20 protein-coding genes are annotated in these 21,238 nt (G+C 68.2%); 11 read left to right on the forward strand and 9 right to left on the reverse strand.

Annotated features, from left to right (window positions below; genetic code table 11):
- Positions 1-324: 324 nt before the first annotated feature.
- Complete coding sequence (locus B9S57_RS32150; RefSeq protein WP_103760679.1) at positions 325-3,009, forward strand: transglycosylase domain-containing protein; 2,685 nt, start codon at positions 325-327, stop codon at positions 3,007-3,009.
- A gap of 159 nt (positions 3,010-3,168) precedes the next feature.
- Positions 3,169-4,674, forward strand: a complete 1,506-nt coding sequence (locus tag B9S57_RS32155; protein ID WP_103760680.1) for a glycosyltransferase family 87 protein — start codon at positions 3,169-3,171, stop codon at positions 4,672-4,674.
- A gap of 12 nt (positions 4,675-4,686) precedes the next feature.
- Here the strand turns inward: B9S57_RS32155 and B9S57_RS32160 are convergent, their stop codons facing one another.
- The 3 genes from B9S57_RS32160 to B9S57_RS32170 form a co-directional block, all read right to left on the reverse strand.
- On the reverse strand, positions 4,687-5,718 hold the full coding sequence (locus B9S57_RS32160; RefSeq protein ID WP_103760681.1) for an alanine racemase: 1,032 nt from the start codon (positions 5,716-5,718) through the stop codon (positions 4,687-4,689).
- A 79-nt stretch (positions 5,719-5,797) separates the two neighbouring features.
- Entirely contained in the window at positions 5,798-6,916 is a 1,119-nt protein-coding gene (locus B9S57_RS32165; RefSeq protein ID WP_033296787.1) for a peptidoglycan bridge formation glycyltransferase FemA/FemB family protein, read from the reverse strand.
- 183 nt (positions 6,917-7,099) lie between these two features.
- Positions 7,100-7,456: a hypothetical protein gene (locus B9S57_RS32170; RefSeq protein ID WP_103760682.1), complete on the reverse strand. Its 357-nt coding sequence runs from the start codon at positions 7,454-7,456 to the stop codon at positions 7,100-7,102.
- A gap of 286 nt (positions 7,457-7,742) precedes the next feature.
- Between B9S57_RS32170 and rpsF the strand changes: the two genes are divergently transcribed.
- From rpsF to rplI, 4 genes are all read left to right on the forward strand, one after another.
- Positions 7,743-8,033 (forward strand): 30S ribosomal protein S6, encoded by a 291-nt coding sequence (gene rpsF / locus B9S57_RS32175; RefSeq protein ID WP_006604399.1) that lies wholly within the window; start codon positions 7,743-7,745, stop codon positions 8,031-8,033.
- Positions 8,034-8,104: 71 nt separating this feature from the next.
- Positions 8,105-8,722: a single-stranded DNA-binding protein gene (locus tag B9S57_RS32180; RefSeq protein WP_103760683.1), complete on the forward strand. Its 618-nt coding sequence runs from the start codon at positions 8,105-8,107 to the stop codon at positions 8,720-8,722.
- A 43-nt stretch (positions 8,723-8,765) separates the two neighbouring features.
- On the forward strand, positions 8,766-9,002 hold the full coding sequence (gene rpsR, locus B9S57_RS32185; RefSeq protein ID WP_003967857.1) for a 30S ribosomal protein S18: 237 nt from the start codon (positions 8,766-8,768) through the stop codon (positions 9,000-9,002).
- An 18-nt stretch (positions 9,003-9,020) separates the two neighbouring features.
- Positions 9,021-9,467, forward strand: a complete 447-nt coding sequence (rplI, locus tag B9S57_RS32190) for a 50S ribosomal protein L9 (RefSeq protein ID WP_028441692.1) — start codon at positions 9,021-9,023, stop codon at positions 9,465-9,467.
- 139 nt (positions 9,468-9,606) lie between these two features.
- Here rplI and B9S57_RS32195 read toward each other — a convergent pair whose 3' ends face one another.
- Positions 9,607-10,944 carry an MATE family efflux transporter gene (locus B9S57_RS32195; RefSeq protein WP_103760684.1) on the reverse strand — a complete coding sequence of 446 codons (1,338 nt, stop codon included), beginning with the start codon at positions 10,942-10,944 and terminating at the stop codon, positions 9,607-9,609.
- Positions 10,945-11,419: 475 nt separating this feature from the next.
- Here B9S57_RS32195 and dnaB point away from each other — a divergent pair, with 475 nt between their 5' ends.
- The 4 genes from dnaB to B9S57_RS32215 all read left to right on the forward strand — a co-directional run bounded on the left by dnaB (position 11,420) and on the right by B9S57_RS32215 (position 16,501).
- Entirely contained in the window at positions 11,420-12,877 is a 1,458-nt protein-coding gene (dnaB, locus tag B9S57_RS32200) for a replicative DNA helicase (RefSeq protein WP_181011555.1), read from the forward strand.
- 413 nt (positions 12,878-13,290) lie between these two features.
- Positions 13,291-14,010: an NADAR family protein gene (locus tag B9S57_RS32205; RefSeq protein WP_258036728.1), complete on the forward strand. Its 720-nt coding sequence runs from the start codon at positions 13,291-13,293 to the stop codon at positions 14,008-14,010.
- Positions 14,011-14,281: 271 nt separating this feature from the next.
- A complete protein-coding gene (locus tag B9S57_RS32210; RefSeq protein WP_103760687.1) occupies positions 14,282-14,716 on the forward strand; it encodes a VOC family protein in 435 nt (144 codons plus the stop codon).
- Positions 14,717-15,121: 405 nt separating this feature from the next.
- Complete coding sequence (locus B9S57_RS32215) at positions 15,122-16,501, forward strand: serine hydrolase (RefSeq protein ID WP_103760688.1); 1,380 nt, start codon at positions 15,122-15,124, stop codon at positions 16,499-16,501.
- 140 nt (positions 16,502-16,641) lie between these two features.
- Here the strand turns inward: B9S57_RS32215 and B9S57_RS32220 are convergent, their stop codons facing one another.
- The 3 genes from B9S57_RS32220 to B9S57_RS32230 are packed head-to-tail and all read right to left on the reverse strand — an operon-like array spanning position 16,642 to position 18,786.
- Positions 16,642-17,805 (reverse strand): winged helix DNA-binding domain-containing protein, encoded by a 1,164-nt coding sequence (locus tag B9S57_RS32220; protein WP_103760689.1) that lies wholly within the window; start codon positions 17,803-17,805, stop codon positions 16,642-16,644.
- A gap of 41 nt (positions 17,806-17,846) precedes the next feature.
- Positions 17,847-18,299 (reverse strand): GNAT family N-acetyltransferase, encoded by a 453-nt coding sequence (locus B9S57_RS32225; protein WP_103760690.1) that lies wholly within the window; start codon positions 18,297-18,299, stop codon positions 17,847-17,849.
- A gap of 28 nt (positions 18,300-18,327) precedes the next feature.
- Entirely contained in the window at positions 18,328-18,786 is a 459-nt protein-coding gene (locus B9S57_RS32230; protein ID WP_103760691.1) for a MarR family winged helix-turn-helix transcriptional regulator, read from the reverse strand.
- Positions 18,787-18,925: 139 nt separating this feature from the next.
- On the opposite strand from B9S57_RS32230, the gene B9S57_RS32235 reads away from it, so the two are divergent.
- Positions 18,926-20,170 carry an MFS transporter gene (locus B9S57_RS32235; protein ID WP_103760692.1) on the forward strand — a complete coding sequence of 415 codons (1,245 nt, stop codon included), beginning with the start codon at positions 18,926-18,928 and terminating at the stop codon, positions 20,168-20,170.
- Here B9S57_RS32235 and B9S57_RS32240 read toward each other — a convergent pair.
- Positions 20,070-20,582: a DUF2269 domain-containing protein gene (locus B9S57_RS32240; protein ID WP_103760743.1), complete on the reverse strand. Its 513-nt coding sequence runs from the start codon at positions 20,580-20,582 to the stop codon at positions 20,070-20,072. The genes B9S57_RS32235 and B9S57_RS32240 overlap by 101 nt on opposite strands.
- Before the next feature lie 163 nt (positions 20,583-20,745).
- Positions 20,746-21,225, reverse strand: coding sequence for an NUDIX domain-containing protein (locus B9S57_RS32245; RefSeq protein ID WP_103760693.1), 480 nt, complete (start codon positions 21,223-21,225; stop codon positions 20,746-20,748).
- Positions 21,226-21,238: the final 13 nt, after the last annotated feature.

A 21,238-nucleotide genomic window follows, 5' to 3' on the forward strand; every position in this document is an offset into this window, starting at 1 on the left:
TGTATCGACTCGATACATCAGCACGATAGATCGACTCGTGATGTTCGACAAGAGGACGTTTCGTGAGCGGCGTCACACTCCCGATTCATAGGGAGCGACTTGCGTAATTTGGGGTGAAGTTCGGTCCCCGGAGGTTTTTGACCGTGCGTAGTCTGTGCGGCATGCAGACCACCGGGAACCGCGAGGCGCCACCGCGCGTCAGTAATCGCGGACTGCCGGATGAATCGCGGGTGAGCCTTCCGCAGGGCTTGTCCGTAATTCGGGGGGACCGGATCTCAACTGCCGCTTCCAGGCGCTCTCGCCTGCCCGAGGAGTAGTCGTTCGATGAGCGAGCACCGTCGCAAAGCGCCGCAACCGCAAGGTGGCGGGCGCGCAGCGGCCAGACGAGCCGCCCAACAGCCTGCTGGACGTCGCACCGACGCGCCACGCAGAGCAACGCAAGAATCACCTTCCGCAGCGCACGGTGAGGAGCCGTCGTACGGCGGCCGCGCCGAGGCACGTCGAGCCGCCCAGCGCGGCGGCGGGAGCCGACGTCGGGGAGGTGACGACAGCGGCGGCCACGAGGGCCGCGGCCGGTCTCGCGCTGACTCCGGGAAGAAGCGCTTCATCGACTACCCGCGGGCCGGTAAGTACGGCTTCCGCCGCTGGGTCCCGTCGTGGAAGCTGGTCTCCGGCCTGTGCCTGGGTTTCCTGGGCCTCATGATGGGTGCGGCCGGCCTCGCGTACGCGCTGGTGGTGCCGCCTGAGGTCAACAAGCTCGCCACCGCGCAGAACAACGTCTACTACTGGGCCGACGACACCCAGATGGTCGCCACCGGTGGTTCCGTCAACCGCCAGGAGATCGAGTACGCCCAGATTCCCCCCGCGATGCGCAACGCCGTCATCTCGGCCGAGAACAAGTCGTTCGAGACGGACCGGGGCATCGACCCGATGGGTATCGCCCGCGCCTTCTGGAACATGGCCAAGGGAGGCGAGACCCAGGGCGGTTCGACGATCACCCAGCAGTACGTGAAGAACTCCATGCTCTCCCAGGACCAGACACTGAGCCGGAAGTTCAAGGAACTCTTCATCACGCTCAAGGTCGGCGAGACGGTGACCAAGCAGAAGGTCATGGAGGGGTACCTCAACGTCTCCTACTACGGCCGGGGTGCCTCGGGACTCCAGGCGGCGGCACGCGCGTACTACAACAAGGACGCCACGGACCTCGACGCGAGCGAGTGCGCCTTCCTCGCGACGCTGCTCAAGGGTGCGAGCTACTACGACCCCGCGGGCGCCCCTGAGGTCGACTCCGTGAAGGCCAGCGCCGAGGCGAACACCGAGCGAGCCAAGGCGCGCTGGTCCTGGATCCTCGACGAAGAGGTCAAGGACGGCACACTGAGCGCGGCCAAGCGGGCCACGTTCGACACGTTCCCCATGCCGATGCAGCCGAAGAAGGACGCCAAGCTGGGCGGCCAGACCGGCTACCTGGTCGACCTGGCGACCAAGTACTTCCTCGCGCACAACGAGGAGGGCGTCACCGAGAAGGAACTGGCACGGGGCGGCTACGAGATCCACACGACCTTCGAGAAGAAGAAGGTCGAGAGCCTCGAGAAGTCGGTCAACAAGATCTACAAGGCCAAGATCGACCCGGAGAAGCGTCCTGACAAGGACACGCACGTCCAGTTCGGCGGCGCGTCGGTGGACACCAAGACGGGCGCCATCGTCGCCACCTACGGCGGCCAGGACGCCACCCAGCACTACACCAACAACGCGGACGCGACGGGCGCTCAGGTCGGCTCGACGTTCAAACCGTTCGTGCTGGCAGCGGCGATGCAGTACGGGAGGCGCAACCCCGAACTGGGACCTGATCAGGGCGAGTCGGAGCGTACGCCCGTCTCGCCGAAGAGCATCTACAACGGCGACAACAAGCTGAAGATCAACAAATACGACGGCACCGTCTGGCAGAACGACGACGGCAAGGAGTGGCTCCAGACCAACGACGGGGACCACAGCTACGGCGACATCAGCCTCCGGTACGCCATGCAGCAGTCCGCCAACTCCCCGTACGTCCAGCTCGGCATGGATGTCGGCACCGACAAGGTGAAGCAGGCGGCCCTCGCCGCGGGTCTGCGCGACGACAAGTACATGGCCAATTCGAAGGTTCCCTCGTTCTCCATCGGAACGTCCTCGCCGAGTGCCATCCGGATGGCCGGTTCGTACGCCACCTTCGCCACCAGCGGTAAGCAGCGGGAGCCCTTCTCGGTCACCGAGGTCAAGCACGACGGGGCGGTCATCTACCAGCACGACACGGAGACGAAGCCCGCCTTCCCGAGCGTCGTCGCGGACAACGTCACCGATGTGCTGAAGAACGTCGTCGAGCACGGGACGGGTACGCCCGCCCAGCTCCCCGGACGTGATGTGGCCGGCAAGACGGGCACCACGGACGGCAACAAGTCGGCGTGGTTCGTCGGCTACACCCCGCAGCTGTCCACCGCGGTCAGCATGTTCCGCATGGACGACGACGAGAAGAACAAGGACCGCAAGTTCCTGGAGATGTACGGCACCGGCGACGAGGAGTCCATCCACGGTGCCTCGTTCCCCGCGAAGATCTGGCACGACTACATGGCCGAGGCGGTCAAGGGCTCGAAGGTCGTCAACTTCCCGAAGCCGGAACCGTACGGAGACACGGTCTTCGGCGGGGGCGCCGTCAGCCCCAGCCCGACGCCGAGTCCGAAGCCGTCGCCCTCGGAATCCAGCGAGACGCCGACGACGCCGCCTCCCACCCCCTCCTCCCCGACCCCCACGCCGAGCGAGACGTGCCAGCCGCTCGACTGGGAGTGCCGGAACGACCAGAACGGCGGGGCCACCGACGGCAACGGCAACGGAGGAACCACGGACGGGTCCACCGACGGCGGTACGGACGCCGGGACCACGGACGGCGGTACGGACACCGGGACGTCCGAAGGAACGACGGACGGCACGAATGAAGGCAACAACAACGGTCGCGGCGGGATCTTCGGCGGCGGGTAGCACCGCCGAGGAAGCCGTCGCCGCCCTCCGGGAATCCCCTCGGCGGCCGGCCGGAGACAGATGACGAGGGCCGCCGCACCTGCCAGGTGCCGGCGGCCCTCGTCGTGCGGGCCCGTGGGCCACGCCCCGCACACAGCGCCGTACGGCAGGATGTGCGGCATGCCAAGCGCAGAAGACACGAACGTGCACCAGGAGCCGTCCGTCGTACCGCCCACACGACAGGACGAGATCGCAGCGGCGGGCAGCGAGCTGATCGGCGGGCCCGCCGGCCGATGGGCGCGGTTCGGAACGGGGCCGCTCACGCCGGTCCGCGTCATCGCCCTGGTGGCCGTCGGGATGTTCGCGCTGGGCATGGTGCAGAAGATCCCCTGCTACGACTGGGCGTGGTTCCGCGGCGCCGGCTCGCAGTACACGCACGCGTGCTACTCCGACATCCCGCACCTCTACGTCGGCCGTGGTTTCGCCGACGGGCTCGTGCCCTACGCCGACCGGCTCAGCGGCGACATGTCGTACCTGGAGTACCCCGTCCTGACGGGCCTCTTCATGCAGGTCGCGTCCTGGCTGACGCTGACGCCCACCTCGGACCCGATGCAGCAGCGCGAGCAGATGTACTGGATGGTCAACGCGGGCATGCTCATGGTCTGCGCCGTGATCCTCGCCGTCTGTGTCGCCCGCACCCACCGGCGCCGCCCCTGGGACGGTCTGCTGGTCGCGCTCGCCCCGGCCTTCGCGCTCACCGCGACGATCAACTGGGATCTGCTCGCCGTCGCACTGACAGCCGCGGCGATGCTCATGTGGTCCCGCGGCAGGAACCTCGCCTTCGGCATCCTCATCGGCCTGGCGACCGCCGCCAAGCTCTATCCCGTGCTGCTCCTCGGCCCTCTGCTGGTGCTGTGCTGGCGGGCAGGGAAGTGGCGGGCGTACGGGGTGGCGGTCCTCGGCGCGGCGGCTGCCTGGCTGCTGGTCAACCTTCCGGTGATGGTGTACGCCCCGGAGGGATGGAAGAAGTTCTACACCTTCAGTCAGGAGCGGCAGATCGACTACGGCTCGTTCTGGCTGATCATCACCCAGCGCACCGGGCGGCCCATCGACGTGGCCACGGTGAACACGGCCTCGGTCCTGCTGATGATCGTGCTCTGCGCGGGGATCGCCGGTCTGGCACTGACCGCGCGGCACCGGCCACGCTTCGCCCAGCTGGCGTTCCTCGTGGTGGCCGCCTTCATCCTGACGAACAAGGTCTACTCACCGCAGTACGTGCTCTGGCTGATCCCGCTCGCCGCGCTGGCCAGGCCCCGCTGGCGGGACTTCCTCGTCTGGCAGGCCTGCGAGGTCACGTACTTCCTGGGTATCTGGTTCTACCTCGCCTACACGACGAGTGGCGACAAGCACCAGGGGCTGCCGCAGGACGGCTACCAGGTCGCGGTCGCCCTGCACCTGCTGGGAACGCTCTACCTGTGCGCGGTGGTCGTCAGGGACGTCCTGAGGCCCGATCGGGACCCCGTACGGCTCGACGGGTCCGACGATCCGTCGGGCGGGGTGCTCGACGGGGCGCCGGACCGGACGGCACTGGCGCAGGTGCACGACCGTCCCTCCCGGCACTCGGCACCCGCGGTCGAAGGACCGCGGGTGGAGTGGGGAACCGCCGGCCGGGCGGCCTCGGACTGAGCGGGGCCGGGTCTACCGGTCCACGAGACGGTCGAACTGGGTGGTCGTGTGGCGCAGATGGGCCACCAGTTCGTCGCCGACCTTCGGCTCCTGGGCGTCCGAGGGCACGAAGAGGATCGAGACCTGCATGTGCGGCGGCTCGGCGAACCAGCGCTGCTTGCCCGCCCAGACGAACGGCGACAGGTTGCGGTTGACCGTGGCCAGCCCGGCACGTGCGACACCCTTGGCACGCGGCATCACCCCGTGCAGGGCCTTCGGCGCCTCGAGGCCGACACCGTGGGAGGTCCCGCCGGCGACGACCACCAGCCAGCCGTCGGACGCCGCCTTCTGCTGGCGGTAGCCGAACCGGTCACCCTTGACGACCCGCGTGACGTCGAGCACCGCACCGCGGTACTCCGTCGCCTCGTGGTCGCCGAGCCAGAGCCGCGTGCCGATACGCGCGCGGAAGCGCGTCTGCGGGAACTGCTGCCGCAGGCGGGCCAACTCCTCGGCCCGGAGGTGGCTGACGAACATCGTGTGCAGGGGCAGCCGGGCGGCGCGCAGCCGGTCCATCCAGGTGATGACCTCCTCGACCGCGTCCGAACCGTCCGTACGGTCGAGCGGCAGATGCAGTGCGAAGCCTTCGAGGCGTACGTCCTCGATGGCCGCGTGCAGCTGGCCGAGCTCCTCCTCCTTCACACCGTGGCGCTTCATCGAGCTCATGCACTCGATGACCACGCGAGCACCGACCAGGGCGTGCACACCGTCGACCGACGAGACGGAACGGATGACGCGGTCGGGGAGCGGCACCGGCTCCTCGCCCCGGCGGAAGGGCGTGAGCACCAGCAGGTCGCCGCTGAACCAGTCCTTGATCCGCGCGGCCTCGTACGTGGTCCCGACGGCCAGGGTGTCGGATCCGAAGCGGATCGCCTCATCGGCCAGCCGCTCGTGGCCGAAGCCGTATCCGTTGCCCTTGCAGACGGGGACGAGACCGGGGAACTGGTCCAGGACGGACTTCTGGTGCGCCCGCCAGCGCGCGGTGTCGACGTAGAGGGAGAGCGCCATGGCCGGCCCGGAACCTTTCTGGTGGCTGCGGTGTAAGGAGTGAGAGGAGAGGAGCTGATGGATGGTGGTCGGGATGCGGTCAGCGGCGCGACATGTACATATCGAGCGCCTTGTGCAGCAGCTTGTTGAGGGGGAAGTCCCACTCGCCGACGTACTCGACGGCTTCGCCGCCGGTGCCGACCTTGAACTGGATCAGGCCGAAGAGGTGGTCGGTCTCGTCCAGCGAGTCGCTGATGCCGCGCAGGTCGTAGACGGTCGCGCCCATCGCGTACGAGTCGCGGAGCATCCGCCACTGCATGGCGTTGGAGGGGCGGACCTCGCGGCCGATGTTGTCCGAGGCGCCGTAGGAGTACCAGACGTGTCCGCCGACGACGAGCATCGTGGCAGCGGAGAGGTTCACCCCGTTGTGGCGTGCGAAGTACAGCCGCATGCGGTTGGGGTCCTCGGAGTTGAGCACCGACCACATCCGCTGGAAGTATGAGAGCGGGCGCGGGCGGAAGTGGTCACGCACGGCGGTGATCTCGTACAGCCGCTGCCACTCGGCGAGGTCCTCGTAGCCGCCCTGGACCACCTCGACACCGGCCTTGTCGGCCTTCTTGATGTTGCGCCGCCAGAGCTGGTTGAAGCCCTTGAGCACGTCCTCGAGCGAGCGGTTGGCCAGTGGGACCTGGAAGACATAGCGGGGCTGGACGTCGCCGAAGCCGGCGCCGCCGTCCTCGCCCTGCTGCCAGCCCATCTTGCGCAACCGGTCGGAGACCTCGAAGGCGCGCGGCTCGATGTGGCTGGCCTCGACGTCACGCAGCCGCTTCACATCAGGATCCTGGATGCCCGACTTGATGGCGGCCGAGTCCCAGCGGCGGATGACGACGGGGGGGCCCATCTTCACCGAGAAGGCGCCCTGCTGCTTCAGGTGGGCGAGCATCGGCTGGAGCCACTCGTCCAGATTCGGGGCGTACCAGTTGATGACCGGGCCCTCGGGGAGGTACGCGAGATAGCGCTTGATCTTCGGCAGCTGGCGGTACAGCACCAGCCCGGCGCCGACCATCTCGCCGTTCTTGTCGAACCATCCCAGGTTCTCCGAGCGCCATTCGGTCTTCACGTCAGCCCACGCCGGGACCTGGCAGTGACTGGCCGAGGGCAGGCTCTGGATGTACGCCAGATGCTGTTCTCGGCTGATGGTCCTCAGGGTCAGGCTCATGCGGGGCGCTCCTCGGCAGGTGTGTCCCCATCGGTCAGGGGCTCCGGCTCTCGCGCCGAAGCCTACTGTGACCGAGGGGCGCCCGGTCTGGCCCGTCCGGACCGGACCGGGCGCCACCCGCGCCGGATCGCTTTGCTGAGCACTGCCCGGGGAGGTCGGCCTCGTCGGGCAGTGCTCAGCCGGTCAGGTGACGACGCCACCGAAGAGGCCGCCGTGCGCCATGCCGAGATAGAAGCCGACAGCGGATGCGCCGAGCCCCATGATCAAGGCGAACCGTTCCCACGTGGTCCTGGAGATGAACTGCCCGTAGAGACCGGTCAGGATTCCGATCAGCCCGGCCCACGAGCTGATCAGGTGCAGGTTGTGGAACATCGCCGTCACGAACGCGAGGACGCCGAGAACCCCGGTCACCACCATCAGCGCTTCCTGGAGCGGATGGGGCCTGCCGTCCGTCGCGAAGAGGGATCCGGTGGCCGGCCGGGCATTCGCGATCCGGCTGGGCGCCGGCCGGCTGCCGGCAGGGCGGACTGTCTGTGCCATGGAGTACCTCCTGGCGGAAGGGCGGTGCAATGTAGCGCCTCTCACACCGCATCTGTCTTGATTGTGCGCCCTGAACACCGGATTTCAACCGGAAGCCCCTCTGCGGGTACTCTGTACGGTCTGCACCGGTGTCTGCCCTGAGCCAGCACTGCGGCCCCCCTCGACTCTCGAAGACGGGCCTTGTCAGTGGCGGCTGTTTTACTCGGAGACACTGTTGCTTTACGCATCACGACCCTCCTGCCACGGAACGACCGTGGCCGCTGAGTCCAAAGGAGGTGGGTTCCACATGCGTCACTACGAGGTGATGGTCATCCTCGACCCCGATCTCGAGGAGCGAGCAGTCTCCCCGCTGATCGAGAACTTCCTTTCCGTCGTCCGTGAGGGCAACGGAAAGGTCGAGAAGGTCGACACCTGGGGCCGTCGTCGTCTCTCTTACGAGATCAAGAAGAAGCCTGAGGGCATCTACTCGGTCATCGACCTGCAGGCCGAGCCTGCGGTCGTCAAGGAGCTCGACCGACAGATGAACCTGAACGAGTCGGTCCTCCGGACCAAGGTCCTCCGTCCCGAGACCCACTGAGCATCTAGCTCAGTGGTCATCGGGTTCGAGTAGCAAGCAGCCAGAAGCAATCCCCGCCGAGAGGTTCACCCATGGCAGGCGAGACCGTCATCACGGTCGTCGGCAATCTCGTCGACGACCCCGAGCTGCGCTTCACCCCGTCCGGTGCGGCGGTCGCGAAGTTCCGTGTCGCGTCCACTCCCCGCATCTTCGACCGGCAGACCAATGAGTGGAAGGACGGCGAAGGCCTGTTCCTCACCTGCTCGGTCTGGCGTCAGGCGGCGGAGAACGTCGCGGAGTCGCTTCAGCGAGGCATGCGCGTCGTCGTGCAGGGCCGGCTGAAGCAGCGGTCCTACGAGGACCGTGAGGGCGTCAAGCGCACGGTCTACGAGCTGGACGTCGAGGAAGTCGGCCCCAGCCTGAAGAACGCCACGGCCAAGGTCACCAAGACCACGGGTCGCGGTGGCCAGGGCGGCGGCCAGGGTGGATACGGCGGTGGCCAGCAGGGCGGCGGCAACTGGGGCGGCGGTCCCGGTGGCGGTGGCCAGCAGGGTGGCGGCGGTGCTCCCGCCGACGACCCGTGGGCCACCAATGCTCCGGCCAGCGGCCAGCAGGGCGGGGGCCAGCAGGGCGGCGGGGGCGGCTGGGGCGGAAGCTCCGGCGGTTCCGGCGGCTCCGGCGGCGGCTACTCGGACGAGCCGCCCTTCTAGGGCTGCTCGTACCCCCACTTCTTGATCACACAGGAGAAACACCATGGCGAAGCCGCCTGTGCGCAAGCCTAAGAAGAAGGTCTGCGCGTTCTGCAAGGACAAGACCCAGTACGTGGACTACAAGGACACGAACATGCTGCGGAAGTTCATTTCCGACCGCGGCAAGATCCGTGCCCGCCGCGTCACCGGCAACTGCACGCAGCACCAGCGTGACGTCGCCACGGCTGTCAAGAACAGCCGTGAGATGGCGCTGCTGCCCTACACGTCCACCGCGCGATAAGGGAAGGGTGACCGAATCATGAAGATCATCCTCACCCACGAGGTCACTGGCCTCGGTGCCGCCGGCGACGTCGTGGACGTCAAGGACGGGTACGCCCGTAACTACCTGGTTCCGCGTGGCTTCGCCATTCGCTGGACCAAGGGTGGCGAGAAGGACGTGGCGCAGATCCGCCGCGCCCGCAAGATCCACGAGATCGCGACGATCGAGCAGGCCAACGAGATCAAGGCCAAGCTCGAGGCCGTCAAGGTTCGTCTGGCTGTTCGCTCCGGCGACGCCGGCCGCCTCTTCGGTTCCGTCACCCCGGCAGACATCGCCTCGGCGATCAAGTCCGCCGGTGGTCCGGACGTCGACAAGCGTCGCGTCGAGCTCGGCTCGCCGATCAAGACGCTGGGCGGATACCAGGTGTCCGTCCGTCTGCACCCCGAGGTTGCCGCGAAGCTCGGTATCGAGGTCGTTGCTGCCTAAGGGCACAGCTCATCAGGGCTAGGTGAAGGGCCGCACCCCTTGGGTGCGGCCCTTCGTCGTTTCCGCGAAACCGGGTGGTGCCCGCCCCGTTTCACGTGAAACGGGGCGGGCACCACCCGGTTTCGCCCTTCCAGGGGTTTCAGCGCGTGGCTCCCGTCACGATCCACCGACCGGACCGCGTGCGTAGCCACAGGGTCGCCAGCCGGACGGTCATCATCAGCGTCATCGCCCCCCAGAGAGCGGTGAGGCCCCCTCCGAAGTGGGGGACGAGGAGAGCGGCCGGGGCGAAGACGGCCAGGGTCAGGACCATGGCCCAGGCGAGATAGCGGCCGTCCCCGGCGCCCATCAGCACCCCGTCGAGCACGAAGACCACACCGGAGATCGGCTGGGAGAGCGCGACGACCAACAGGGCCGGCAGCAGAGTGTCCTGTACGGACGTATCGCTGGTGAACAGCGGGACGAAGAGCGGCCTGGCGAGCACGATCAGCCCTCCGAGGACCACCCCGGAGACGATTCCCCACTGGACCATCCTTCGGCATGCCTCATGGGCTCCCTGGACATCGTTCGCCCCCAGATAGCGGCCGATGATGGCCTGGCCCGCGATGGCGATCGCATCGAGCGCGAAGGCCGTGAGGCTCCAGAGCGACAGGATGACCTGGTGTGCCGCGATGCCGGTGTCGCCGAGGCGTGCGGCGACGGCTGTCGCGATCATGAGCACGGCCCTCAGGGAAAGCGTGCGGACCAGCAGGGGCACGCCTGCCTGGGCACTGGCCCGGATACCCGCGAAGTCGGGGCGCAGCGATGCTCGGTGCCGACGGGAGCCACGGACCACGACGATCAGATAGGCCAGCGCCATGCCCACCTGGGCGATGACGGTTCCCCATGCGGATCCAGCGATCCCCAGGCCGGCACCGTAGACGAGCCCGACATTGAGGGCGCCGTTGGCCGCGAATCCGCCGATGGCGACGTAGAGAGGCGTCCGGGTGTCCTGCAGTCCGCGCAGGACTCCTGTCGCGGCGAGCACCACGAGCATCGCGGGGATTCCCAGGCTGGAGATCCGTAGATATGTGGTGGCGTACGGGGCCGCGGTGTCGGAGGTGCCGAAGATCTCGACCAGCCACGGTGCGAGGGGGAGTGTCACGGCGACGACCGCTCCACCGATCAGGAGGGCGAGCCAGATGCCGTCCATGCCTTGGCGGATCGCTGAGGCCAGATCCCCTGCGCCGACCTGGCGGGCGACGGCGGCCGTCGTCGCGTAGGCCAGGAAGACGAAGATGCTCACCGCGGTCGTCAGCAGGGCCGCGGCGACCGCCAGGCCGGCCAGTTGCGGTGTGCCGAGATGGCCGACGATGGCGCTGTCGACCATGACGAAGAGCGGCTCGGCGACGAGTGCGCCGAAGGCCGGGACGGCGAGTGCGATGATCTCGCGGTCGTGGCTGCGGCGGGATGGTGGCTGGGCCGGGGGCGCCTGGGTCATGGAGGCCAATCTAATCTTCCACAGGTAAGAGATGCAATGCGCCAGAGGTCCTTACTTCAGTTCGGCGGCGAGGGAGGAGCGGAGGTTGTTTCCGGTGATCTTGAGCTGCTGGCGAAAGTTTTTCTACCCCACAGCCGGTGGATGGAGAAAGCCCTGGTCAAGCGCGCTGTCGGTGGCCCCGTATGAGTTTGTCCACAGTGCTGTCCCCCGGTCCGTGCACAGGATCCGATGAGTTCTCCACAGCATCTGGTCCGTCGTCCACATGCCCTGTGGATAACCAGATTGGCTGACGGTGCGGACCGGCCTACCGTGGTGCGGCGCCCGCACTCCGTTCCGGCTTGGAAGTCCGCAGAACTTGACGCGCCGGAACCGGAGTCGGGCGTCTTGTTTGTCGGTGCCGTGCCGTAAGAAAGAGTGGCACGGCTAGGTCCGCGAAGCGGACGGGAGGAGGTGGCCGGTGAGTATTCCCGAGCCTTTGGACGACCCCTGGGCCGATGTCGGTCCCAGCGACCGTCTGCCTGTTTCCCGTCAGCGCCGCGGTGAGGGCAAGGGGCGCGACGAGCAGCACGAGCGGGGCAGGGAGAGCGGCTGGGACGGTGGGTCGTCCGGCTTCGAACGGGTGCCTCCGCAGGATCTCGACGCCGAGCAGTCGGTTCTCGGCGGCATGCTGCTCTCCAAGGACGCCATCGCCGACGTCGTCGAGATCATCAAGGGCCACGACTTCTACCGCCCGGCCCACGAGACGGTCTACACGGCGATCCTCGACCTCTACGCCAAGGGCGAGCCGGCCGACCCGATCACGGTGGCGGCCGAACTGGTCAAGCGCGGCGAGATCACCAAGGTCGGCGGAGCGCCGTATCTGCACACCCTGGTCCAGTCCGTGCCGACGGCGGCCAACGCCTCGTACTACGCGGAGATCGTCCACGAGCGGGCGGTGCTGCGGCGGCTCGTCGAGGCCGGCACGAAGATCACGCAGATGGGATACGCGGCCGACGGTGACGTCGACGAGATCGTCAACTCGGCGCAGGCCGAGATCTACGCCGTCACGGAGCAGCGCACCAGCGAGGACTACCTGCCGCTCGGCGACATCATGGAGGGCGCCCTCGACGAGATCGAGGCCATCGGTTCCCGCAGCGGTGAGATGACGGGTGTGCCGACCGGGTTCACGGACCTCGACTCCCTGACCAACGGTCTGCACCCCGGCCAGATGATCGTCATCGCGGCCCGCCCGGCCATGGGTAAGTCCACGCTCGCCCTGGACTTCGCCCGTGCCTGCTCGATCAAGAGCAATCTGCCGAGCGTGATCTTCTCCCTGGAAATGGGGCGCAACGAGATCGCGATGCGTCTCCTGTCCGCCGAGGCCCGGGTGGCGCTCCACCACATGCGCTCCGGCACCATGACCGACGAGGACTGGACGAGGCTCGCCCGCCGGATGCCGGACGTCTCGGCCGCTCCGCTCTACATCGACGATTCGCCGAACCTCTCGATGATGGAGATCCGCGCGAAGTGCCGTCGCCTCAAGCAGCGCAACGATCTCAAGCTCGTGGTCATCGACTACCTGCAGTTGATGCAGTCCGGCGGGGCCAAGCGGGCGGAGAGCCGTCAGCAGGAGGTCTCGGACATGTCCCGAAATCTCAAGCTCCTCGCCAAGGAGCTGGAGCTCCCCGTCATCGCCCTCTCCCAGCTGAACCGTGGTCCCGAACAGCGCACGGACAAGAAGCCGATGGTCTCCGACCTCCGTGAGTCCGGCTCCATCGAGCAGGACGCCGACATGGTGATCCTGCTCCACCGCGAGGACGCGTACGAGAAGGAGTCACCACGGGCGGGCGAGGCGGACCTGATCGTCGCCAAGCACCGTAACGGTCCGACGGCGACCATCACCGTGGCGTTCCAGGGCCACTACTCCCGCTTCGTGGACATGGCCCAGACCTGACGTCGCCCTGTTGGCAGGCCGATCTGGTTTCGGCGATCGAGCCCGTACCTCAGCGATACATCAGCAATGTCGGGTAGTTCAGCAGTCTGCAACCTCGGTGGACCGTTGCCACTCGACTTGGTGGACCGCGTTCAACCGTCGCGTGGGAGCACCGAGGGGGCGCTGGTCTCGCTGGGGGCAATGGACGCCTCTCCCATGATCGTCTCGCGGGCGATAGCGTGCGCCCATGACGTGATCGCATCGAAGCACTCAACGAGCGACCTACTGCCGGGCAGCGTTGCTGGGCTGCGATCCGACGCTTTCAGCAGGAGCCGGCCGAGGTCAACCGAGCCCTTCTCCGGGCCGCATACCTGGCGGTCCCGGCGCATCTTCGGATCTACGTCCTCGGAGATGTGGACCGCCAGGACCGTCCCTTGCGGATCCTGCTCACGACCGTTGGTGAGGTCGTCGACGGCGATGGCCCGGTAGTGACGGCGGAGATGCATCAGGACGCCCTGGATTACTTCAGCCGCGGAGATCAGGGAGTCCGCAGCGAGCAGGAGCGGCGAGCCATCCAGTATGCCGACGATCCTTCAGGACCCGTCCGACCGGCTCTCATCTCGCACGAAACCGTCTACCCACAGGGGTGGCCCGAGCAGCCGGGGCTGTTCATGCTCCGCAACGACTTCCCTGCACAGATCGTGTTCGCCGGCGAGTCCTATGCGTCCGTACTGCATGCGTACTGGGCGCTGTCCGCGGTGGACGCTTCTGACAGAACCAGAATCCGGGAGGCGGCCTCCGGCAGAGAGGCGCATGACCTGGGTGGCCAGGCAACGCGACGGAGTGAGTGGCCCGACGTTCGGCTCGCGGTCATGGCCGAGATCCTCCGCGCGAAGTTCACTCAGCACCCTGACCTCGCCCGGGTCCTCGCTTCCACAGGGGACGCCAGGATCAGCTACACGGGCCTCTCGGACTCACCCTTCTGGCGAGATGTCCGCGACGGTCGGGGACGAAACTGGATGGGGCGGTTGCTCGAGCTCACCCGCTCCGAGATCGTTGCCCAGCAGTTGCTCCGGCCTGAGAACCCCGGCGCGCTGGATCAGGAAGATGTGCTGAGCGGTGAGAGTGCTCGTCCACGGGCACATCGCGAGTAGACGTGCAGGACTGCATCCGCCCCCTGCACGCCCCGTCGACCGGGCGCCCGAGCAGACGGACTCGCAGGTCGCCCCGCCTGTTTCCCCTGCTCCCCCACATGCCGGAAGACGCGGACCAGGACTGAGGGGGCGGCCGCTGGTCCCGCTCGGTGGCGTAAGGACACGAAGCCGGGGCGGGGGAGCATGACGCGGTCGGGACACTCCTCGCCCCGTGCGGCGACGACACCTGGCACCCTTCCCGGCCGACTGCCCGCGCGCCTATGGTGGGCCGATGACGTCGATCAAGAAGGTTCAGATCACCTTCGACTGTGCTGAACCTGAGCGCGTGGCACGCTTCTGGTGCGAGGCGCTGGGGTACGTCCTGCCGCCCCCGCCGGAGGGGTTTGCCACGCGGGAGGCGTTCGACCGTTCGCTGCCGTCCGAGCATCAGGGTTCGTCGTTCGTCTGCATGGATCCGTCAGGTGTGGGACCGCGGCTGTACTTCCAGCGTGTTCCCGAAGGCAAGGTGGTCAAGAACCGGGTGCACCTGGACGTGAGGGTCGGCACCGGGCTCGTGGGCGATGAGCGCCTCGCCGCCCTCGAGGCCGAGTGCGCACGGCTGGTCCCGCTCGGTGCCGTACGGGGGGAACTGCTGCTGGCCGATGAGGAGAACGAGTCGTGCCTGAACATGCAGGACGTCGAAGGCAACGAGTTCTGTCTCGACTGAGCTGCCGCGGGACGGGCTTCGCACCGCCCGTGGGCGGACGGCAGGGTCGCCCCCTGGCAGGTGTGGTGAGGCGGCCTGCAGCTCTCCAGGCCGGAGCCTTCTGGCCGGTTTCTCTGTAGCACCCCGGCCCCATGGACGACCGGTGCAGAATCAGCGTCATGGGGACGGACATCAGCGGCGTGGTCGAATGCCGCTGGTTCGACAACCGAGGCGACCCGGCCACGCACCGGAGACATGTTGCCGGAGCAACCGGTCCGGTGCGGTGCTCGCCCGCCCGGCGACAGGGCGGCCGTGGGCCGGCACCGCCGCCGGCAGGCGGTCTCCCCTTGGTTCCGCCGTCGCCCCCGTCGCGCCCGTCGCCCGAATGGGTTCGCCTGCGGGAGGACGCGCGGGCCATCCTGGGGCATGACCTCTTCCGATGTTCTGCTTCCCACCACCCGGCGGTCCCTGTTGCACCGCATCGCCACCGCGCAGGCCGAAGGGCGGACGCCCTCCCTGGTCGCCGCGGTCCAGCGGGACGGAGAGATCGGCTGGAGCGGAGCGCGTAGCTGCGTGGACGGCCACGACCCCGATGGCGACACGCAGTTCAGGATCGGCTCCCTCACGAAGACGTTCACCGCGGTGCTGGTGATGCGTCTACGTGACGAAGGGCTGCTGGATCTGGACGACCCGCTGGAGAAGCACCTTCCGGGTACGGAGGCGGGGCACGTGACCGTGTTCCAGCTACTGGGCCACAGCGGGGGCCTGGCCGCCGAGACCCCTGCTCCGTGGTGGGAGAGGACACCGGGCGACATCCGCCCTGAGCTCGCGGACGTGCTCGGTGAGAAGTCATCGGTCCACCCGTCGGGCCACCGGCACCACTACTCCAACCCCGGCTACACACTCCTCGGCTCACTCGTCGAGAAGCTTCGTGGCGACTCCTGGGCCGAGGTGTTGCGCCGCGAGATCCTGGAGCCTCTGGGGATGGGCCGCACGACCCCCCAGGCCCATGCCCCGCACGCCGGCGGCTGGGCTGTTCACCCGTGGGCCGACGTCATGCTGCCGGAGCCCGCCGAGGACCTCGGACTGATGGCGCCCGCCGGCCAGCTCTGGTCGACCACCACGGACCTGCTCCGCTTCGCCGCCTTCCTGGCCCAGGGCGACGAACACGTGCTGTGTGCCTCGTCGGTCGAGGAGATGCGGGCTCCGGCTGCCCCTCCCGAGGCGGGTGACTGGGCAGGAACGTACGGCCTCGGTCTTCAGATCGTCCGGCGCGGCGACCGCACGCTCCTCGGTCACACCGGTTCGCTCCCCGGGTTCCTGGCCACGCTGTGGTTCAGCGTCGAGGACGACGTGGCGGTCGTGGTGCTCTCGAACGCCACCTCGGGCCCGCTGATCGGCACAGTTGCCGCAGACCTCCTGCAGATCGTCGCCGAGGCAGAGCCAAGGATCCCCGAGCCGTGGCGCCCGTTGCCCGAGTTCGACGAAGAGCTGCTGGCGCTGGCCGGGCCCTGGTACTGGGGCACGCAGGTGCTCGGGCTGAAGCTCCTCGCGGACAGGGGGATCGAGTTCCAGCCTCTGCGAGGTGCCGGCCGCGCGGCCCGGTTCCAGGCGCGGCCCGACGGAACCTGGACGGGGCTCAACGGCTACTACGCGGGGGAGACGCTACGGGTCGTGCGCTCTGCCGACGGGACGGTGGACCATCTCGACCTGGGGTCGTTCGTCTTCACCCGGGAGCCGTACGACCGCAGTGCCGCCGTCCCCGGAGGAGTGGACGAGGGCGGCTGGCGCGGGCTCGCCAACTGAACGGTCCGGGGCTGTTTCACGTGAAACGCAGTCCACGCGACGCGGCACACACGGAGGGTGCGAAACACCGCCCACGGAACGGGACGCGTGACACGCCGACCTGGGTCCCCCATCCTCACCGACCCCCGGAAGCGGACGGATCAGGCCGCCAGTTCCCGCTCCAGGGGTGTGCGGAAACGTGGGGTGATCCGGGCGGTGCCCACCCATGCCGACAGCCGCGCTGCCTCCGCCTCGATGAACCCTGAGGCCTCCCGGCCGACGTCGGACAGCAGGCGCCAGACCACCTCGCCGTCCCCGCGCTGTGCCCAGCCACCCACGACCCCGCCGTTCCACCACACCGTCGGACCGATGTTGCCGGCGCGGTCGAACAGAGCGGTCCGGTGATCGGCGGGCAGATGGAAACCACGGTCCGCCCATCCCATCGCGCTCGGGTCCAGACCGGGCAACAGGGCCGCCCAGGGCTCCGGAGAGAGGTCGGGAGCGAGGTCCTCGGGAGCGACCCGGCCGATGGCCCCGCTGTCGAGCAGAACCTCCTCCGCGCCCACGGAGGCCAGGGCCGCACGCGTCTCACCGACGCCCCAGCCCGTCCACCACTTCAGGTCGGTCTCGGTCGCCGGGCCGTAGGAGCGGAGCCACCGCAGGGCGACCTCCGCACGCGCCCGGGCGGGATCCGACGGGGGCCAGGCCTGGGCGGCCGCCCAGCGGAACTGGCTGGAGGTCCAGGAGCCGCGGGGCCGGTCCCGCCGGATGTGTCCATCGGCGGCGAGCACCCGGATGACCCGGGAGGCGACCCCCTGCACTGCCTCCTGCTTCGTGCCGGGAAAGAGGGTGATCTTTGTGCGAAGGGCGGGTACGGCGGCGGAGAGCTCGCTCCCGGTGGCACGGCCCCGGGCGGTCAGCGCCGCGAGGGTGAGCCGCTCGGTATCGGCGAGCCAGCGTTCGTCCAGGCCGTTGCCGTCCTCCCGCAGGTGCTTGAGGAGTTTGCGGCGTTCCTTCGTCGCCACCGTCCTCGCGTTCGACGCGTCGACGGCTGGTGCGACGGCCGTGGACATGGTGAACAAGGTGTTGCGCATGGAGAGGAGCCGCACCAGAGAGACGTCCTCGTAGAGTGCCCGCTCCACTGGCGCGACCCCGGGATCGGCCAGCCGCGCGCAGACGGAGAGGTAGACGGTGGCGGCGTCCGTCGCGTGCAGGGCGACGACCGCGTCGGCCACCGCGACCGCGGAGCCGGCGTGCGCGGAAGGTGCCAGCAAGTGCCGTCGGCCGAGTCTGATCCTGCGCTGCTCATCGTCGATGCGGTGCATGTGAACCTCCCGAAGGGCGGTGCTGCCTGGGGACCTTCGGCTCAGAGCGCGAGTTTGAACCCCACGTGGCTCGCGGAGAAGCCGAGCCGCTCGTAGAAACGGTGGGCGTCGATGCGGGCCGTGTCCGACGTCAGCTGTACCAACTGGCAGCCCTGGCGGCGTGATTCGTCCACCGCCCACTGGATCAGCTGAGTGCCGAGGCCGCTGCCGCGCTCATCGGCGTGCACGCGGACACCCTCGATGAGGGAGCGGGTCGCGCCACGCCGGGAGAGGCCGGGAACGATCGTGAGCTGGAGAGTCCCCACGACGCGGTTCTCGCGCACTGCCACGACCACGTGCTGATTCGGGTCGTCGGTGAGCCGACGGAAGGCCGCGTGGTAGGGGACGAGATCGTCCGGAGACTCTCGCTGCGCGCCCAACGGGTCGTCGGCGAGCATGGCCACGACGGCGGGGACGTCGGCGAGTACGGCGGGGCGTATGTCGAGATCGCTCATGATCGGCAGACTACGCAAGACCGCCGGTTCAGGCCGGGACCTTCAGCGCCTCCACCGTCCGGACCAGTGGGGCGAGTTCCGGGTTCTCGGCAGCCTCGTCGAGCGCGGCCCGGAGCGCGGTGTCGTTGGTCGGCCTGGCCTCGCTCAGCAGCGTGAGACCCGCTTCCGTGACGTCGGTGTAGATGCCTCGCCGGTCGGTGTCGCAGAGGTACCGCGTGAGCAGTCCGCGGTCCTCGAGCCGGGTGACGAGCCGGGTGGTGGCGCTCTGGCTCAGGACCACGGCGTCGGCCACCTGCTTCATCTGCAGGTGGCCGCCCGTCCCGCTGTGCTGGCGGCTCAGGACGTCGAGGAGGGAGAACTCACGCGCGCTGAGGCTGTGACGGGACTGAAGGGCCCGTTCGATGCGGGCTTCGATCTTCCCGTGGAGCAGGGAGAGGGCGCACCAGCTCTGGGCGAGGGACGTCAGTGCGGGATCTGTCGCTGTCATGGGTCTCTCCTCCGTGCGGGAGCTGGTTGCCTCCAGGATAGGGCACGGGCGCAATAGCCCGCGCTTGCAATTATCGGGCGTCTGCAATTATTGTCTACGCTTGTAAGGCGCAGACGCAATCTTCAAGGAAGGTGAACCCATGCCGCTCGCGCTCCTCGCCCTCGCCGTCGGGGCATTCGGTATCGGAACCACCGAGTTCGTGATCATGGGGCTCCTCCCCGATGTCGCGGCGGACTTCCAGGTGTCGATCCCGACCGCAGGGTTCCTGGTCACGGGCTACGCCCTGGGTGTGGTCCTCGGTGCTCCGCTCATGACCTTCCTGGGCACCCGGGTGACCAGGAAGCGAATGCTGATGATCCTCATGGGTCTGTTCATCGTGGGGAACGTGGTGTCCGCGCTCGCCCCCGTCTTCGGCGTGATGCTCGCCGGGCGCGTGATCGCGTCGCTTGCCCACGGAGCCTTCTTCGGTATCGGCTCGGTCGTGGCCGCGGACCTGGTCGCTCCGGAGAAGAAGGCCGGTGCCATCGCCATGATGTTCACCGGGCTGACCGTCGCCAACGTCGTAGGAGTGCCGCTGGGGACGTTCGTCGGCCAGAACTTCGGCTGGCGGGTCACCTTCTTCGTCGTCGCGGGGCTCGGCGTCCTGGGCCTTCTCGGCGTGGCGAAACTCGTGCCCGAGCAGCCGAGGCCCCAGGGTGTGCGGATCCGGCACGAGCTCGCCGCGTTCCGTAACGTCCAGGTACTGCTCGCCATGGCGATGACGGTCCTGGGCTTCGGTGGCGTGTTCGCGGCCATCACCTACATCACCCCGATGATGACGGAGACCGCCGGATACGCGACGTCTTCCGTCACCTGGCTGCTGGTCCTCTTCGGGCTCGGCATGGTCGGCGGAAACCTGCTCGGGGGCCGGTTCGCGGACCGCCGTCTGATGCCGATGCTGTACGCGGCGCTCGGCGCGCTCGCAGTGGTCCTGGCCCTGTTCACGCTGACCGCGCACAACAAGATCGCAGCCGCGGTGACCATCGTCCTCATCGGAGGCCTCGGCTTCGCGACCGTACCGCCGCTCCAGAAGCGGGTGCTCGACCATGCTGCCGGGGCTCCCACCCTGGCCTCGGCCGTCAACATCGGGGCCTTCAACCTCGGCAACGCGCTCTCTGCTTGGCTCGGCGGGATCGTCATCGCTGCCGGCCTCGGATACACCGCGCCCAACTGGGTCGGTGCCGTGCTCGCAGGGTCGGCGCTGGTCCTTGCTGTTCTCTCCGGGACGATCGAGCGCCGGACCGTCACCCGTGGCCGAGTGGTGTCCGCGCAGCGTACGGAGGCTGCCACAGGCGCCGGCCACGGCGAGTCGGTCCCCACGGCTTCAGCACCGATATCGCGGTGATGAAGAGATACGTGGCCGTGGCCACCGAGGGTGCGACGACGAGGTCGATGTCGGCCGCACCCCGGGCCGCGACCTCGTTGATGCCGGGGCGGAGGGAGAAGGCGGACAGCCCTGTGGTGATCAGGGTCAGCCAGAACTTCGTCCAGACCCAGCGATGTCTGGCCAGGCCCCAAGGAGTGCCGAGGGACAGCACCAGACCGCTGACGAGCGACAGGAGCGCCACCGGAACGACGAGCCAGTCGCCGAAGAGCTTCATGGCACGCGTGGCCGCCTGAGCCAGGGTGGCATCGGCGGTGAGGAACGCGGCAAGGCCGAGAACGAGCAGTCCTACGGTGAGGCCGAGCCAGCTCACGGACACCGCTACATGGGCGACGAGGACGCCTCGCCGCAAGGGACGCTTGAGTGGTTTCACGTGAAACACGGTGCCAAGCGCGGGTGCCGCGGTCATCCGACAGCGGGAGTATCAACGGCTACCGGCCTCGGCGTACGCACGGTGCAGGGCCTGCTTGCCGCGTACCCGATCCGGGGCCGCCCTGCCGCCCCGGATCGGCGGCTACCGCGTGGGTGGCAGTGCCTCAGCCCAGATCCGGCGCGTGCAACGCCCGTACGCCCTCGATGTTGGCGTCCAGATAGTGCCGCAGCGACAGCGGGACGAGGTGGACAGCCGCGATCCCGACGCGGCTGAAGGGCACGCGGACGACCTCGTACTCCCCGCAGGGTTCGTCGATCTCGGGTCCGTGCCGGAGCGACAGGTCCATCGATGCCAGTCGGCAGACGAAGAAGTGCTGCACCTTCACACCTTTGACTCCGCCGCCGGCGATGTGTTCGACGGTGTCGACGAAGCAGGGCACGACATCGACGATCTTGGCGCCGAGTTCCTCGTCGACCTCGCGGTGCAGTGCGTCGACGACGGTCGCGTCCTCCGGCTCGACCCCGCCACCCGGCGTGAGCCAGTAGGGATCGGCATCGGGCTTGGTGCGCTTGATCAGGATGAGGTCATCGCCGTCGAGCAGAACGGCGCGTGCGGTGCGCTTGACCACGGGGCGTTCGGTCATGGCAAGAGAGTGG

Origin of the sequence: Streptomyces sp. SM10, assembly GCF_002910915.1 — a bacterium.
In the GTDB taxonomy this organism is placed as follows: Bacteria; Actinomycetota; Actinomycetes; order Streptomycetales; family Streptomycetaceae; genus Streptomyces.